This is a genomic window from Deinococcus radiodurans R1 = ATCC 13939 = DSM 20539 (assembly GCF_000008565.1).
Classification (GTDB): Bacteria; Deinococcota; Deinococci; order Deinococcales; family Deinococcaceae; genus Deinococcus; species Deinococcus radiodurans.
Genome location: NC_001263.1, coordinates 348875 through 361477 on the forward strand (window position 1 = coordinate 348875; position 12603 = coordinate 361477).

At 68.7% G+C, this 12603-nt stretch carries 13 protein-coding genes; 5 read left to right on the forward strand and 8 right to left on the reverse strand.

Translation table 11 applies throughout. The annotated features are described in order from the left end of the window. Positions 1-156: 156 nt before the first annotated feature. The 6 genes from DR_RS01820 to DR_RS01835 form a co-directional block, all read right to left on the reverse strand. Entirely contained in the window at positions 157-1872 is a 1716-nt protein-coding gene (locus DR_RS01820; RefSeq protein WP_010886995.1) for a PASTA domain-containing protein, read from the reverse strand. Between the two features lie 61 nt (positions 1873-1933). Continuing rightward, on the reverse strand, positions 1934-2581 hold the full coding sequence (locus DR_RS01825) for a DUF1345 domain-containing protein (protein WP_027479591.1): 648 nt from the start codon (positions 2579-2581) through the stop codon (positions 1934-1936). An 80-nt stretch (positions 2582-2661) separates the two neighbouring features. Continuing rightward, entirely contained in the window at positions 2662-3135 is a 474-nt protein-coding gene (locus DR_RS16595; protein WP_010886997.1) for a hypothetical protein, read from the reverse strand. Positions 3136-3310: 175 nt separating this feature from the next. Beyond that, complete coding sequence (rnr, locus tag DR_RS16600; RefSeq protein WP_234944687.1) at positions 3311-5443, reverse strand: ribonuclease R; 2133 nt, start codon at positions 5441-5443, stop codon at positions 3311-3313. Then, positions 5440-6417, reverse strand: a complete 978-nt coding sequence (locus tag DR_RS16605; protein ID WP_234944663.1) for a hypothetical protein — start codon at positions 6415-6417, stop codon at positions 5440-5442. The genes rnr and DR_RS16605 overlap by 4 nt, the downstream gene beginning before the upstream one ends. A gap of 647 nt (positions 6418-7064) precedes the next feature. Next, the gene (locus tag DR_RS01835) at positions 7065-7850 is read right to left on the reverse strand and encodes an exodeoxyribonuclease III (RefSeq protein WP_034349517.1); all 786 of its coding nucleotides are present in this window, start codon (positions 7848-7850) and stop codon (positions 7065-7067) included. A gap of 124 nt (positions 7851-7974) precedes the next feature. Between DR_RS01835 and DR_RS01840 the strand changes: the two genes are divergently transcribed. Next, positions 7975-8283 carry a hypothetical protein gene (locus tag DR_RS01840; RefSeq protein WP_010887000.1) on the forward strand — a complete coding sequence of 103 codons (309 nt, stop codon included), beginning with the start codon at positions 7975-7977 and terminating at the stop codon, positions 8281-8283. Between the two features lie 31 nt (positions 8284-8314). Here DR_RS01840 and DR_RS01845 read toward each other — a convergent pair whose 3' ends face one another. Beyond that, positions 8315-9037, reverse strand: a complete 723-nt coding sequence (locus DR_RS01845) for a methyltransferase domain-containing protein (protein WP_227085982.1) — start codon at positions 9035-9037, stop codon at positions 8315-8317. Then, positions 8944-9471: a YqgE/AlgH family protein gene (locus tag DR_RS01850; protein ID WP_027479588.1), complete on the reverse strand. Its 528-nt coding sequence runs from the start codon at positions 9469-9471 to the stop codon at positions 8944-8946. The genes DR_RS01845 and DR_RS01850 overlap by 94 nt, the downstream gene beginning before the upstream one ends. 82 nt (positions 9472-9553) lie before the next feature. Between DR_RS01850 and DR_RS01855 the strand changes: the two genes are divergently transcribed. From DR_RS01855 to DR_RS01870, 4 genes are all read left to right on the forward strand, one after another. After that, positions 9554-10420: a YgfZ/GcvT domain-containing protein gene (locus DR_RS01855; protein ID WP_027479587.1), complete on the forward strand. Its 867-nt coding sequence runs from the start codon at positions 9554-9556 to the stop codon at positions 10418-10420. Continuing rightward, a complete protein-coding gene (locus DR_RS01860; protein ID WP_010887004.1) occupies positions 10413-10892 on the forward strand; it encodes a hypothetical protein in 480 nt (159 codons plus the stop codon). Before DR_RS01855 ends, DR_RS01860 begins: the two co-directional genes overlap by 8 nt. Before the next feature lie 99 nt (positions 10893-10991). Further along, on the forward strand, positions 10992-11423 hold the full coding sequence (locus DR_RS01865) for a DUF3006 domain-containing protein (RefSeq protein WP_010887005.1): 432 nt from the start codon (positions 10992-10994) through the stop codon (positions 11421-11423). A gap of 378 nt (positions 11424-11801) precedes the next feature. Then, positions 11802-12548 (forward strand): ComEC/Rec2 family competence protein, encoded by a 747-nt coding sequence (locus DR_RS01870; RefSeq protein WP_234944664.1) that lies wholly within the window; start codon positions 11802-11804, stop codon positions 12546-12548. The last annotated feature ends 55 nt before the right edge of the window (positions 12549-12603 follow it).

Sequence of the window (12603 nt, forward strand, 5' to 3'; positions counted from 1 at the left end):
GTGATGGTGGGGGAGCTTTTTTTGGCTTAGAGCATTGGATAAAAGAATGCCCTGTATTTTTGACCCTCTACCTTGATGGGAGAGGGGCTCGCGCAGCGAGGGGTGAGGGTGTCTTTTCCTGTCAAATGTTCTAGTTTCTCTACGGAAAGTGTCAGCTCACTGTACCGGCACCCGCGCGTACTCGCCCCCGTCGCGCCGGATGATGAACACGGCGTTGCCCTGCACCTGAATCGGCGCCTGAGCGCGGCGGCTTGCCACCTGACCGGCAGGCACCCCCGGCATAATTTCGCGCTCGCCGCTGGCGTCTTGCACCGTGATGGAGTAGATGCCGGCGGGCAGTTCGGCGGGGAAGGTGTAGTTCAGGTTGACCTGCCGGGGGGTGGTGTCCACAGCAGGCGGAGCCGCCGTATCGGGCGCTGGGGTCGTGCCGGGCTGCGTCCCCGGTTGTGTGGACGGCTGGCCCTGGGTGGGGGGCGTCTGCTCGGGCGCGGTGATCGGCTCGGGTGGCGGTGGGGGCACGTAGGGTGGGGGAATCGGGAGCGGCTCGGTGGGCACGCTGGGCGGCGCGGTGCGGACCCCAGCAATCACCAATTTGACCTTGCTGCCGACCGTCACGTTGGCCCAGGGGGCGGGCTCCTGCGAGAGCACGGTGTTTTCGGTCTTGTCACTGGGTTCACGGCTCCAGTCGGTGACGACCAGCCCGGCGGCCCGTGCCCAGTCGCGCGCCTGCTCGAACGTCATGCCGCGCAGGTCGGGAATGAACGTTTCCTCGCTGCGGACGCCGGTACTCACGAGCACCTGCACCGGCACGCTGCGCTGGGTGGAGGCGCCGGCGGGCGGAATCTGGGCGATGATGCGGCCTTCGGGCGTGCGCGTCTGGGTGCCGTCCACCCGAATCACCTTGCCGAGTTTCAGGGCGCTGTCGCCCAGCGGCCCCTGCGCCTGGGTCAGCGTCATGTCCTCGACCTTGGGCACGGTCAGCGGCGCCGGTTTGTTGACGGTCAGGACGACTAAGCGGCCCGTGGGCAGCGAAGTGCCCCCGTCGGGTTCCTGGCGAATGACCACGCCGATGGGCTGGTTGCCGTTCTCACCGTAGGCGTACTCGACCCGGAAGCCCTTTTTCGTCAGGGCGCGGGCGGCGTCGGCGGCGGGCTGCGAGATCACGTTGGACACCTCGCCCACCGGCGGGTTGAGGTAAACCTTGGCGGCCTGCGCGCCCAGCCAGCTCGCCCCAGCCAGGAACACCAGCCCCGGCACGAAGGTCAGCCAGGCGCCGGGCCGCCGCTCGCGCTTGCGTTTGACCTTGCCGTCACGCAGGTCACCGAGCACGCCCGCGTTGAGCGTGGCTATCTGCTCGGGCGTGCGGGGGGGCACCGGGCGCAGGTACGCCACCTGTGGCTGGTCGCCCTGAAGCACGATGTCGGCGTCGCTCAGGGCAAAGCCCGCGTCGGCCAGCCGGGTGCCGAGTGCCTCGACCGCCTCGATCATTTCCTGGCGTTTGGTGGGCTGCGCGGCGACCTCGGCGAGCGGGGTGCCCGGCACGTCCTGCCACACCGCGTAGTACGCGCCGGGGCGGGCCACCACGTCGGTCAGCCCGGCGGGGGCCGCCGTCCGCAGCGCCGTGCGGTAAGCGTGAAAGCTCTGGCGCTCGGCGGGGGTCTGCACCTCGAACCAGGCCACCCGCCGGGTCACGCCCTCGGCGGCGCGGACCTCGTAGAGTGTCACGTTGCCCGCGCGCGACAGCTCGCGCAGCACCTGATACTTGCCGTCGATAGGCTGAGTCGGCAGCGCCGGCGTCGGCGTGGGCTGCGTCTGGGAAGGCTCGGGCGCCGCGCCCTGGCCCGCTGGTTTGGAGGAATCCGGCCCGGTCATGCACCGCGCAGCATAGCGCAGCCGCAGGCCCCGCCGCCCCGCGCCCCCAGAATTCGGCCTGTCAACCGAGCAGCCCCGCCACCCCGCTCACCGTCACGGCGATGATGACCACGCTGAAAAAGTACGACAGCGCCGCGTGCGCCAGCAGCAACCGGCGCATTTCACGGGTGTCGAGGTTGGTGTCGCTGACCTGATACGTCATGCCGATGGTCAGCGACAGGTACAGAAAGTCGAAGTAATCGGGGTTGGGCAGCGGGTCGTCGGTGCCGCGCTGAATAAAACGGATGCCCGCACCATCGGAATAGAAGCGCCGGGCGTAGTGCAGTGTGTACTCGGCCTGCACGAGCAGCCACGACAGCGCCACCGTCAGCACCGCCAGCCCGGTCAGCAGGTAGGCCTGAAGGCCGTGGCTGTGGTTGGCCTGCCCCAGCGTGACGAACACGCCGACCAGACTGACCAGCGTGGCCGCCAGCGTCAGCGCCGCTGCCAGCGCCCGGGTGTCGTCCTCGCGCGTGGCGTGCCGGGTCACGTCCTCGGGCGAAAAGCCCAGCAGGGGCAGCAGCCGCAGCAGGTTGACCGCGCAAAACACGTTCCAGCCGAGCAGCGCCCGCGCTTCCCACGGCCAGCCGTGCGGCAACAGCAGGGCAAGAACCAGTCCCAGCCCCGCCCCGAGCAGCAACCGGGACGCGGAGACAGCAGAGTGCGGCATGGCGCCATGATAGGCAGGCGAGCGAAGAGGCGACAAAAAAACCGCCCGCTGTCACGCGGACGGTTGCTATCAGAGGAGGCTTATTCGGCGCTGCCCGGTGCCCCACCCCGGCGGCCCCGGCGGCGGCGGCGGCGACGCGCTTCCTCGCTCTGGGCGTCGCTGGGAGCACTGTTCTGCACCGGCTCGGCGGCGGCCACAGGAGCCTGGGGCGCAGCGGCGCGGGGAGCAGCGGAGCGCGGCTGGCCCTGGCTTCCACGTCCGGCGCCCGGGCCACCGTTGCCGTTCAGGCGGGCGGCGCCCCGGTCGTTGCCGCCGCGGGTGTAGCCCCGGCCTTCGCCGCGCCGCTCGCCCCGGTCATAGCCGCGTTCGCGTCCGGCGCGGGGGCCGTTGTAGCCGTCTTCGGGCGGCATGTTGTCGGTGGTCCAGTCACCGAAGTACATGCGCTGCACGGTGATGTTGACCGGGCGCAGGTGCTCGTTGCGCGGGCGCTCCAGGGTGATGACCCGGCGGGGGCCACTGCTCCGGCCACCGCGCTCGCCGCGTTCGAGCGGCATGCCGCCGAAGGTGCGGCCTCCGTTCGGCCCGCCCTGGCCCCGGCTGGGCTGGCCTTCACGGGTGTACTGGCCCTGGCCGCCGCGTCCGCCCCGGCTCTGGCCGGGCCGCGCTCGCCGAGTTGCGGGCTGCTCTGGATGGCCGGCTGCGGGTCGTCGAGGGTGAATTTGGGCTGGGTCACGGGAATGCTCTTGAGTTTTTCCTGCCGCTCCTGCTCGCGGTCCTCCGGCGGCGGGCACGGACTTTGACGTCGGTCATGGGGGTCTCCTGCGCGGCAGCGGGAAGGTCGTAGCTGCCGGGGGTGTAGTCGGGGTCTTCGGGGTCGGCCAGGGTCAGGTCGATCTGACGCGCAAGCGGTTTGACATCGCTGATGGTGACCTGCACGGCGTCCCCGAGCCGGAAGCTCTTGCCGTTGCTGCGGCCCTTCAGGATCTGGGCGTCCTCGATAAAGATGTAGTAGTCGTCGTCGAGGTGGCTGATGTGCAGCTTGCCCTCCACGCCGTTGTCGAGCGCCACGTACAGGCCGCTGGACACCACACCGGACACGTTGCCCATGAAGGACTCGCCGCGGTGTTCCTGCGCCCACTTGCACTGGTAGTACTTCGTGAGGTCACGCTCGGCCTCGGCGGCGGTGCGCTCGCGATCACTGGTGTGCTCGCCCATGGAGGGCAGGCGGCCCTGGAACTGCGCCACCTCGCGGTTGCCGGCCTTGAAGTCGCCCGAGAGCACCTTTTTCAGCGTGCGGTGAACAACGAGGTCGGGATAGCGGCGAATCGGCGAGGTGAAGTGCAGGTACTCGTCGAAGGCCAGCCCGAAGTGCCCGAGGTTTTCGCCCGCGTACTTCGCCTGCTGCATGGAGCGCAGCAGCAGGGTGTTGACCACGCTCTCGCGCCCGGTGCCGCGCACTTGCTTGAGGACCGCCTGGTACGCCTGCGGGGTCGGCTCGCCGCCGGGGAAGGAAAACCCGAGGCGGCCAATCGCGCCGGTCACGTCCTGGAACTTCTGGAGGGTCGGTTCCTCGTGGATGCGGAACAGCGTCGGAATCTCGCGCTCGATGAGGTAGTGGGCGACCACCTTGTTGGCGAGCAGCATCAGATCCTCGATCATGCCGCGCGCCGTTTCCTCGCGGATGGGGATGAGCTCCATGCGCCCGTCCTTGTCCACGTCCACCTTGACCTCGCGCACTTGAAGTCGAGTGAGCCTTCGCGCAGCGCTTCTGGCGCACTTGGTCGTGATTTTGAGCAGCAGGTGCAGGTCGCCCTCGAGGTGCCGGGCGTGGTCGGGCAACGTGGCGGTCGCTTCCGAGTACGCCTGCACCTCGTCGTAGGTCAGCCGCGCCTTGGAGTTGATGACGCTTGGTGAGAGCTTCACGTCCAGAATGTCGCCCTCCGCCGAGAGTTCGACGAGCGCGGTCATCGTCAGCCGGTCCTGGTAGGGCACGAGGCTGCACACGCCGTTGGAGAGGTGCTCGGGCAGCATCGGCAACACACGTCCCGGCAGGTAAACGCTCGTGGCGCGGGCATAGGCTTCGCCGTCGAGCGGGGTGCCTTCCTGCACGTAGTGGCTCACGTCCGCGATGTGGACGCCGACCACGAAGTTGCCTTCCGGCGTGGGCTGAATGTGAATGGCGTCGTCGAAATCCTTGGCGTCGCGCCCGTCCACCGTGAAGATGTTGAACTCGCGCAGGTCGAGCCGGCCCACCAGCGCTTCTTCGGGAATCTCGCCAGGAATGGCGTTCGCCTGCTCCTGCACGTCGTCCGGGAACTCGCCACGCAGACCGAACTTGACGATGACGGCCTCGGTTTCGGTTTCGGGGTCGTCCTCGGCGCCGAGCACGCGCACGACTTGACCGAAGACCTCGTCCTCGCCGGTATGCTCGGGCCAGAAGAGTTCGGTAACGACGCGGGCGCCGGCTTCGAGTTCTTCCAGACCCTCGGGCAGCAGCAAAATCCGGTGCCGGGCGCGGAAGTCGTCGGGTTTCAGGATGGGGTGGCCGTGGCTGAATTCCAGCGTGCCCACGAGCTGCTTGTACGCCCGCTGCACGATGCGGACCACCGTAGCGCGGGGGTTGCCGTCGCCCTTCTGACCCCGGCGCCCGCCGCGTCCGTTGTCACGCCCACCGTCGCGGTCACTGCGGCTGTCGCCACGTCCATCCATGCGAACGAGGACGGTGTCGCCGTTCCAGGCTTCGAGGGTGCGGTCCTGCGGGATGTAGTAATCCTCGCCGCCCCCCTTGCCCATGTTGCTGTCGGGCACCACAAAGCCGAAGCCTGCCGCCGACGCCTGGAATCGTCCGCGCACCAGACTCATCGCCTCGGGCAGGCCGTAGGTCTTCTTGCGGGTGCGGATGACCTTGCCCGACTCGACGAGGTCTTCGAGCAGGTCGGTGATGTTGCGCCAGCCGCCGAGGCGTTCGAGCGCCTGCCGGGTAAAGGTGCGCTCGAGGTCGCGGACATGCACCGGGCGCCCAAGCTTGCGCAGTGCGCGACGAGCAGCCGCTCCTCGTCGGGAATGTTCGCAAAGTCTTCGTCGGTGTCCTCCGCGGGGGCCTGTTCCTGCGGCGCCGCGTCTTGCCGCTCGGCTCGCCTTTCCTTGCGGTTCTTGCGGCTCTGGCGCGGTTCGGAATCGGAGGTCGAGTCAGGTTCAGGGGCAGCGGGCGTCGCCTCATCCTCGACAGCCAATGCCGAATCCACGGTGGGCACGGCAGCTTCCGCCTCGTGGGCGACGGTCAGCGTTGGGGCTGGGGCTTCTGCGTTTTCCAGCGTTTCCACATCCACGGCTTCGACGCCGTCGAGCACATCACTCAGCGGAGCAGGCTCAGCAGCAACGGCCTTGCGGCGGCCCCGGCGTTTGGGGGCGGGCGCTTCGGTCGGTGCCTGTTCCTGTTCTTGCGGCTCGCTGACCTCCTGTGGCGCCGTCGCGTCCAGCACGGGGGAGAGGGCGGCTTCTGCGCTGTCCTCGGTGGTCGGCTCTGCGGGAGCCTGCGCCCTGGGCTTGCGGCCCCGGCGGGGCTTGGGGGCCTCGGCGGCTTCCTGTGTCTCGGCGGTCAGCTCCGCGGAGGGCTGCTCGGGAGCGGCGGGTGCCTTTGGCTTGCGCCCACGTTTGGCCGGCGCTGGCGCGGGTTCGCTCACGGCTTCCGGCTCAGCCGCAGCAGCGGGTGTTTCTTCTACTTCTTCAACCGGCGCTGTCGCTGCCTGAGCTTTGGGCTTGCGGCCCCGGCGCTTGGGCGCGGGAGCTTTGGGCTGCTCGGCGCTGGCGGCGACTTCGGCAGGCCCTTCGTCCACGTTGGCCGTTGCTTTTGGCTTGCGGCTCCGCCTGGGTTTAGGGGCGGCGGGAGCCTCAGAAACCTCGGGTTCAGTGTCGGCAGATTCGGCAGTGCCAGCGTTTGCGAGCACAGGCTCAGCGCTTTCTTCAGGCGCGGCTTTGGGCTGGCGGCCCCGTTTGGGAGCGGGGGTGGTTTCAGACTCGGGAGCGGGGGCAGCGCTGCGGCTGCGGCCCGTTTTCCGGGGGGCGGCGTCCGCCGCAGTGGGGGCGGAGGGGGTCCGCCGACTCTTGGTCTTCTCGCTGGGCGCGGGGGTCGGGGTCTCGCTCGGCGTGGTCCCTTCGGGGGTCACGGGGAGCAGAGAGTCGGCCACGGCGTCCTTTTTCCTCTGTTTTGGCATTTATGCACCTAGGTCGCATCAGGACGCGCCCGTATCTGTTGTTGTCGCGGCGCTGCCGGTCTTCGGCTTCGCTTCACATTGCCGCGTCATTTACGGGCGCTGGTTTCTCGCTTGACTCGGGCTTCCTCGCGCCAGTTTGCCCACGGCCCTTGACGGCTTACTCTCTGTGGGGGCGCAACGTGGTGAAACCCGGTAGCACCGTCAGCTTAGCACGGCGGCCTGACGCGGGTCTTTACGCATTCTGGCGGGTACTGGGGAGAAGGTAGGGTTCATTCAGATTCCAGCTCCACCCACCCGGTCAGCGGCGCGTGGTCGCTCAGCCGCACCGAGCGGTCTGACCGCACGCCGGACACCCGGACGCCCGCCGAGAGCAGGTAATCGATGCGCCACCCGACGTTGTTGGCGTAGGCATTGGCGCGGTTGCTCCACCAGGTGTACTCGGCTTCTTCGCCGAGGCAGTCGCGGTGGCAGTCCACCAGTCCGGCGGCGAGGTGCGCGGTCATCCACGTGCGCTCGTGGGGCAGGAAACCGCTGTTTTTCTGGTTGCTGCGCCAGTTCTTGAGGTCGATTTCGCGGTGGGCGATGTTGTAGTCGCCGCCGATGACGACCGGCTCCCCCGCCGCGAGCAGCTCCGATACCCACGCCTGGTAGTCGGCCAGCACGCGGTCCTTGAAGCCCTGGCGCGCCTCGCCGGAGCTGCCGCTCGGCAGGTACACGCTGACAAAGCGCACGCCCGCCACCACCGCGCTGACGACGCGGCCCTCGGCGTCCATCTCGTCGTGGGGCATGCCCAGGCGCACGTCTTTCAGCGGCAGACGCGAGAGGATGGCGACGCCGCTGTAGCCCGCCTTCTGCGCGGGAAACCATGCCGAGTGGTAGCCGGGCAACGCGTCCGGCATCGGCTCAGCGCGGACTTCTTGCAGAAGCAGCACGTCGGGTTGGTTGCTTTCCACCCAGTCGGCCAGGCCCTTACGCAGCGCACTTCGCAGGCCGTTGACATTGAAGGTGGTGACTTTAAGAGGGCCGGTGAGGGGGGGAGCGGCGGGGGCAGACATCGGCGCCGACCATAGCGCGTGGCTGCTCTGACTCCCAGGAACCTGGGCTGGGGCAAGGAGGCTCAAGACCCGTTTACCGTTTGTTGACCGCTGCCGGATGCGCCAGGGCTAAGCTGCCCTCACTATGGCCGACATCAAGTTCATGAACGAGTCCGACGGGCAGGAATTCCAGATGACCCACCCAAAAGCAGCCCGCGTCTTGCAAGACATCCGGGCGTGGGCGGCGGGCAACGACTTCAGCCGCGTGGTCTTCTGGCGCGACGCCGACGACGCCCACAAGCTGTGGGTGCAGCTCGGGGACGACCGGCTCAACTACTGGATTCACGACTCCACCTTTACCGAGGGCAAGCACGAAACGGTGGAAATGCAGATGGACTACGCCCGGGGTGCCCAGCGGCGCAGCGCGGCGGGGTTCGGCAAGTTCGACAAGTAGGGGAGAAAAGGAGCGGAGAAGCTCTCTTTTTCTATGACTTGACGGCGATATAGACGCACAGATGCAGCCGGTCAGTGATGGGAAACCGCGCGGGGTTGATGGTCAGGCGCAGGCCATAGCTCTCCACCAGAGCCTCAGCATTATCAGCGGTCAGCGTGACGGGCAGGCGCACGTCCAGTCGCCAGGCGGGGTGTCCGGCAGCCTGCAACGCTTCGCGCAGGGCGTTGTCCGGGCCGTTGGCCGAGGTTGGGCGCCCCAGCGCTCGCCACGTTCCGGCGAGGTGGTCGGCTCCCTGCGCTGCCAGCACGAGTTGCCCGCCGGGGCGCAGGACTCGCCACGCTTCGGCCAGCGCCCGCGCCGGGTCCGGCAGGTGGGCCAGCACCCGTACCAGCAGGGCCACATCGAAAGTGCCGTCGGGAAAGGGCAGCGCCTCGGCCTGTCCTGCCGTCACCCCCAGGCCGGGTATAGGGTCCACGCCCACCGCCCGGCCTGTGTGTCCGCGCCACGCCAGCGCACCCAGCCCATGCCCGGCCCCCGCGCCGATGTCGAGCACGTCGAGTTCGGGGGCGAGATTCAGGGCGTCCAGCAGTGGCTCATACGGCCAGCGTTGTCCGCTCAGGCGCGTGAGCAGGGCGTCACGGGCGGCGGGGTCGGCCCCGGCTATGCCTGCGCCCCGCCCGGCACGATGGTGTCCGGCGACACGCCGAGGCGGCGCAGGGCTTCGTTCCAGCGGTCCTCGGGCGCCACATCCCACAGCAGTTCCGGCGTGTCCTGCTCCACCCACAGCCAGGTGCCCACGCGGGCTTCCTCGGTGAGCTGCCCGGCGGCCCAGCCCGCGTAGCCGAGCACCAGCATGTAGCGCTGCCCGCCGGCAATCACGGCGTGAAGCACGTCCTGGCTGCTGCTGACCATCAGCCCCTCGGTGAGCTGCACCTCGCCTTCCAGACCCACCGGGGCGCGGTACAGGCACCAGCCGAGGCTGGGGTCCACCGGGCCGCCGAGCCACACCGGGGCCTGTTCCTGCGCCAAATCGGGCAGCAACTCGGCCACCGTGGGGCCGGCCGGCAGGTGAACCATCAGGCCCATTGCGCCCTGCGCGTCGTGTTCGAGCAGCAGCACGACGGCGCCTTCGAAAAAGCTCCCCTGAAGGTGGGGACTGGCAACCAGAAAGGTCAGCGGGCCGCTCATGGGGGCAGCATAACGCGGTCGGGGTGAGGGCTTTGCCTTGCCCCCCACCCTTTGCCCTGTGTTCTCCCCCTATCCTGACCTCATGTGGACCCGCCTTCCTTCCAGCGGCCTGCGCGTGACCGGCGCGGACCGCACCGACTTCGTGCACGGGCAGATGACCGGCGACCTGCGCGGCGCCCCCACGCCGGGGCTGGTGCCCTGCGCCTTCCTGAACGTGCGCGGTCAGATCGAGCAGTTTGCCCGCGCCTACCGCCGCCCCGACGACATTTACCTGCACCTTGACGCCGGGCAAGCCCCGCTGCTCGCCGCCCGGCTGCGGCGCTACATCATCTTCGACCAGGTGGAACTGGAGGACGTGTCGGAAGTTTTGCGAACCGTGCATGTCTGGGACCAGGCCGTACCCGGCTGGGACGATGCGGGCGCGGGTGCCCAGCAGTGGACCCTCGGCGGCTCGCTGGTCCTCGGCGGACGGGTAAACCGCAGCGGGCAACCTGGTGTGGACTTGCACTACCTTGCCCGCGACGAGGAGGCAGTCCTCGCGGCGCTGGGAGGTGAGGAACGCCCGCTGAGCGAGCTCGACGCGCTGCGGGTCGCCGCCGGCATCCCCGACATTCAGCGCGACGGTCTGACCGGGACGCTGCCGCAGGAAGTCGGGCTCGACGTGAGCGGCCCGCTGCCCGCCATCAGCTACCGCAAGGGCTGCTACGTGGGGCAGGAAATCATGGCCCGCATCGAGGCGCGGGGGCAGACCCGCTTTCACCTGGCGCGGGTCGCGGGCGAGGGGCTGCCTTCTCACGCCGAAATCCGGCAGGGCGACAAGGTGGTGGGACAAAGTGGCTTGAGCACCGGCCCACTGGCCCTCGCCCGGCTGCGCCGCGAACTGGAAGACGGCGCGGCGGTGGAGGTCGGCGGCGTGAGCGCCCGTGTGCAACTTCTCGGGCATGACTGAGCCCGCTGGACCTGGGCGGCCCAGACATAGGCGGCCCGGCACCCTCGCCCGCCTGAGCGCCGCCCTGCGCGGCACGCCCGCCGAGCAACTGGCGGGAATGCGCCTCGCGCTGCGGCTCGCTTTTCTGGTGCTGGCGCTGCCGGGGCTGCCGCTGGGGCTGCTTTATCTCCTGACCCGCCCGGCACCGCTGAGCCTGCCCGTGACCGCCGCGCTGGTCGGAACGGCACTGGTGCTCGGCCTCGGCACGCTGTGGCTCGCCCGCCGCGCCGCCGTCAACCCCGACATTCCGCGTGAGCAGCGCGGCCTGAGCGCCGCCATTCAGGGGGCGAGTGCGCCCGCCGTCGCTTTTTTGCTGGGGTGCGCCTCGCTGTCGTCGTGGCCCGCCCTGCTGCTGCTGTGGGGGCTGGCCGCCGCCTTTTATTTCTTCGTCTGGCAGCAACTGCCGGTCTGGGCCGGGCAGACGCAGGCCTGAGCCTTGCTTTCAAGTCAACCTGGTTTGCTCTGTCTTCTTGACACGAGTCAAGCATGGTGGCACACTGGGTTTAGACGATAACCCCAGAGAGGGTGGGCCATGCGGAGCAACAAGCGCCGTGGGGAGGACATCATGGGCAAGGCAACGGAGGCGCGGGCAACGGGAGCGGCGGTGAACGTTATCCTGTGGGCCGCAGCGGGGGGCGACATGAACGAGCGAGAACAGGCGGAAGGCTGGAGCGAGCGTTGGGTGGTGGACGGGCTGGAAGACAGCCCGCGTGGGCGGCTGGCCCGCGTGGAACTGCCCAGCGGCCACACCCGCACCATTCCCCTCCACGAACTGCCCGACGGCGTGCGCGAGGGCGACCTGCTCGAAGTACGTGCCGGAGTGGGCGGGCTGGTCTTTCGCCGCCTGGAAGCTGAAACTCTCGCCGCCCGCTTGCAGGCGCAGCTTCGTCTGGAACAGCTCAACGCTGGGGAAGGTCGCCAGGGCCCCCTGACCATCAACGACGACGGGGAGATCGAGCTGTGAGCCGGGGCGAAGACAAAAGCGCTGCCCCCCGCCGCGCAGCAGCAAAGTGGGGCCGGAGAAAGCCGAGACGACCAAGCCAGAATCGGCCAAGTCGGGCGCTGCCAAAGCCGGAGCCACCAAACCAGCGAAAGCCAGGAGCAGCAGCGGGCAAAACCGCCGCGCGGCCAGTCCTACAGGTGCCCGCTCCCGAGGCGCAGCACACGCCAAAGCAGGGCCAGCCGCACAACCCCAACGGCGTCCGAGCAGCGCGGACATCATGGCGGTGGCGCTGGTGGTGTTCATGTCGGTACTGGCGGCGTGCAGCACCAGCCTCGACAAGCGCCGGGGCGAGCAACCCAGCGGTCAGACCGGGCAGCCTGCGCCGCAGGCGAAGTTACCGTGCAGTTTCTGGACGTGGGCCAGGGCGACGCCGTGCTGGTCCGCAGTCCCGAAGGCAAAACCATGCTGGTGGACGGCGGGCGCAGCACCGAGCGGATGCGCGAGCATCTCAAGGCGCTGGGCGTGAATAAAATCGACCTGATGGTCGCCTCGCACGCCGACGCCGACCACATCGCGGGGCTGGTGGAAGCGGCGAAGACGGGCCACCCCACCCTCTTCATCAACAACGGGCTCGGCGGCACCACCCAGACCTGGAACAAGCTGGTTGCGGCCTTGCAAGACGCCGGCACCACCTTCCAAAAGGCGAACAATCAGGTCATCAACCTGGGGAGCGTGAAGGTCCGGGTCATCGCTCCCCCCGCCGGCATGGGCGACGACCAGAACGACAACTCGGTGGGCATCCGAGTAGAGTTCGGGCAGTTTGCGGCCCTGATGACCGGCGACTCCGAGACGAAAGAAACCCTCGCCTGGGTGGCCGAGCGCCGCCCCGAGATTCGTGGCCCGGTGCAGGTCTACAAGAGCATCCACCACGGCGCGGCCAACGGCGACCACCAGGCGTGGTTCAACGTGGTGAAGCCCGAAAACGTCGTCATCAGCGTGGGTGAAAACAACTACGGCCACCCGACCCAGGCCGCGCTCGACCTCTACCAGAAGAACAACCTGCGCGTCTACCGCACCGACCGCCAGGGCACCATCACCTTCAAGGGCAAGGCGGACGGTTCCTACGTGGTCGCCACCGTGCGCTGAGCATTCAACTTATTTCTGAAGCGGGCAATGGTCACAGGGCCAGCGGCCCCAATCG

Excerpts from the sequence above, each read along its gene's own strand:
- DR_RS01820 (WP_010886995.1), bottom strand. The coding sequence starts at position 1,872 with ATGACCGGGCCGGATTCCTCCAAACCAGCGGGCCAGGGCGCGGCGCCC.
- DR_RS01825 (WP_027479591.1), bottom strand. The coding sequence starts at position 2,581 with ATGCCGCACTCTGCTGTCTCCGCGTCCCGGTTGCTGCTCGGGGCGGGG.
- DR_RS16595 (WP_010886997.1), bottom strand. The coding sequence starts at position 3,135 with ATGCCGCTCGAACGCGGCGAGCGCGGTGGCCGGAGCAGTGGCCCCCGC.
- rnr (WP_234944687.1), bottom strand. The coding sequence starts at position 5,443 with ATGAGTCTGGTGCGCGGACGATTCCAGGCGTCGGCGGCAGGCTTCGGC.
- DR_RS01835 (WP_034349517.1), bottom strand. The coding sequence starts at position 7,850 with ATGTCTGCCCCCGCCGCTCCCCCCCTCACCGGCCCTCTTAAAGTCACC.
- DR_RS01840 (WP_010887000.1), top strand. The coding sequence starts at position 7,975 with ATGGCCGACATCAAGTTCATGAACGAGTCCGACGGGCAGGAATTCCAG.
- DR_RS01850 (WP_027479588.1), bottom strand. The coding sequence starts at position 9,471 with ATGAGCGGCCCGCTGACCTTTCTGGTTGCCAGTCCCCACCTTCAGGGG.
- DR_RS01855 (WP_027479587.1), top strand. The coding sequence starts at position 9,554 with ATGTGGACCCGCCTTCCTTCCAGCGGCCTGCGCGTGACCGGCGCGGAC.
- DR_RS01860 (WP_010887004.1), top strand. The coding sequence starts at position 10,413 with ATGACTGAGCCCGCTGGACCTGGGCGGCCCAGACATAGGCGGCCCGGC.
- DR_RS01865 (WP_010887005.1), top strand. The coding sequence starts at position 10,992 with ATGCGGAGCAACAAGCGCCGTGGGGAGGACATCATGGGCAAGGCAACG.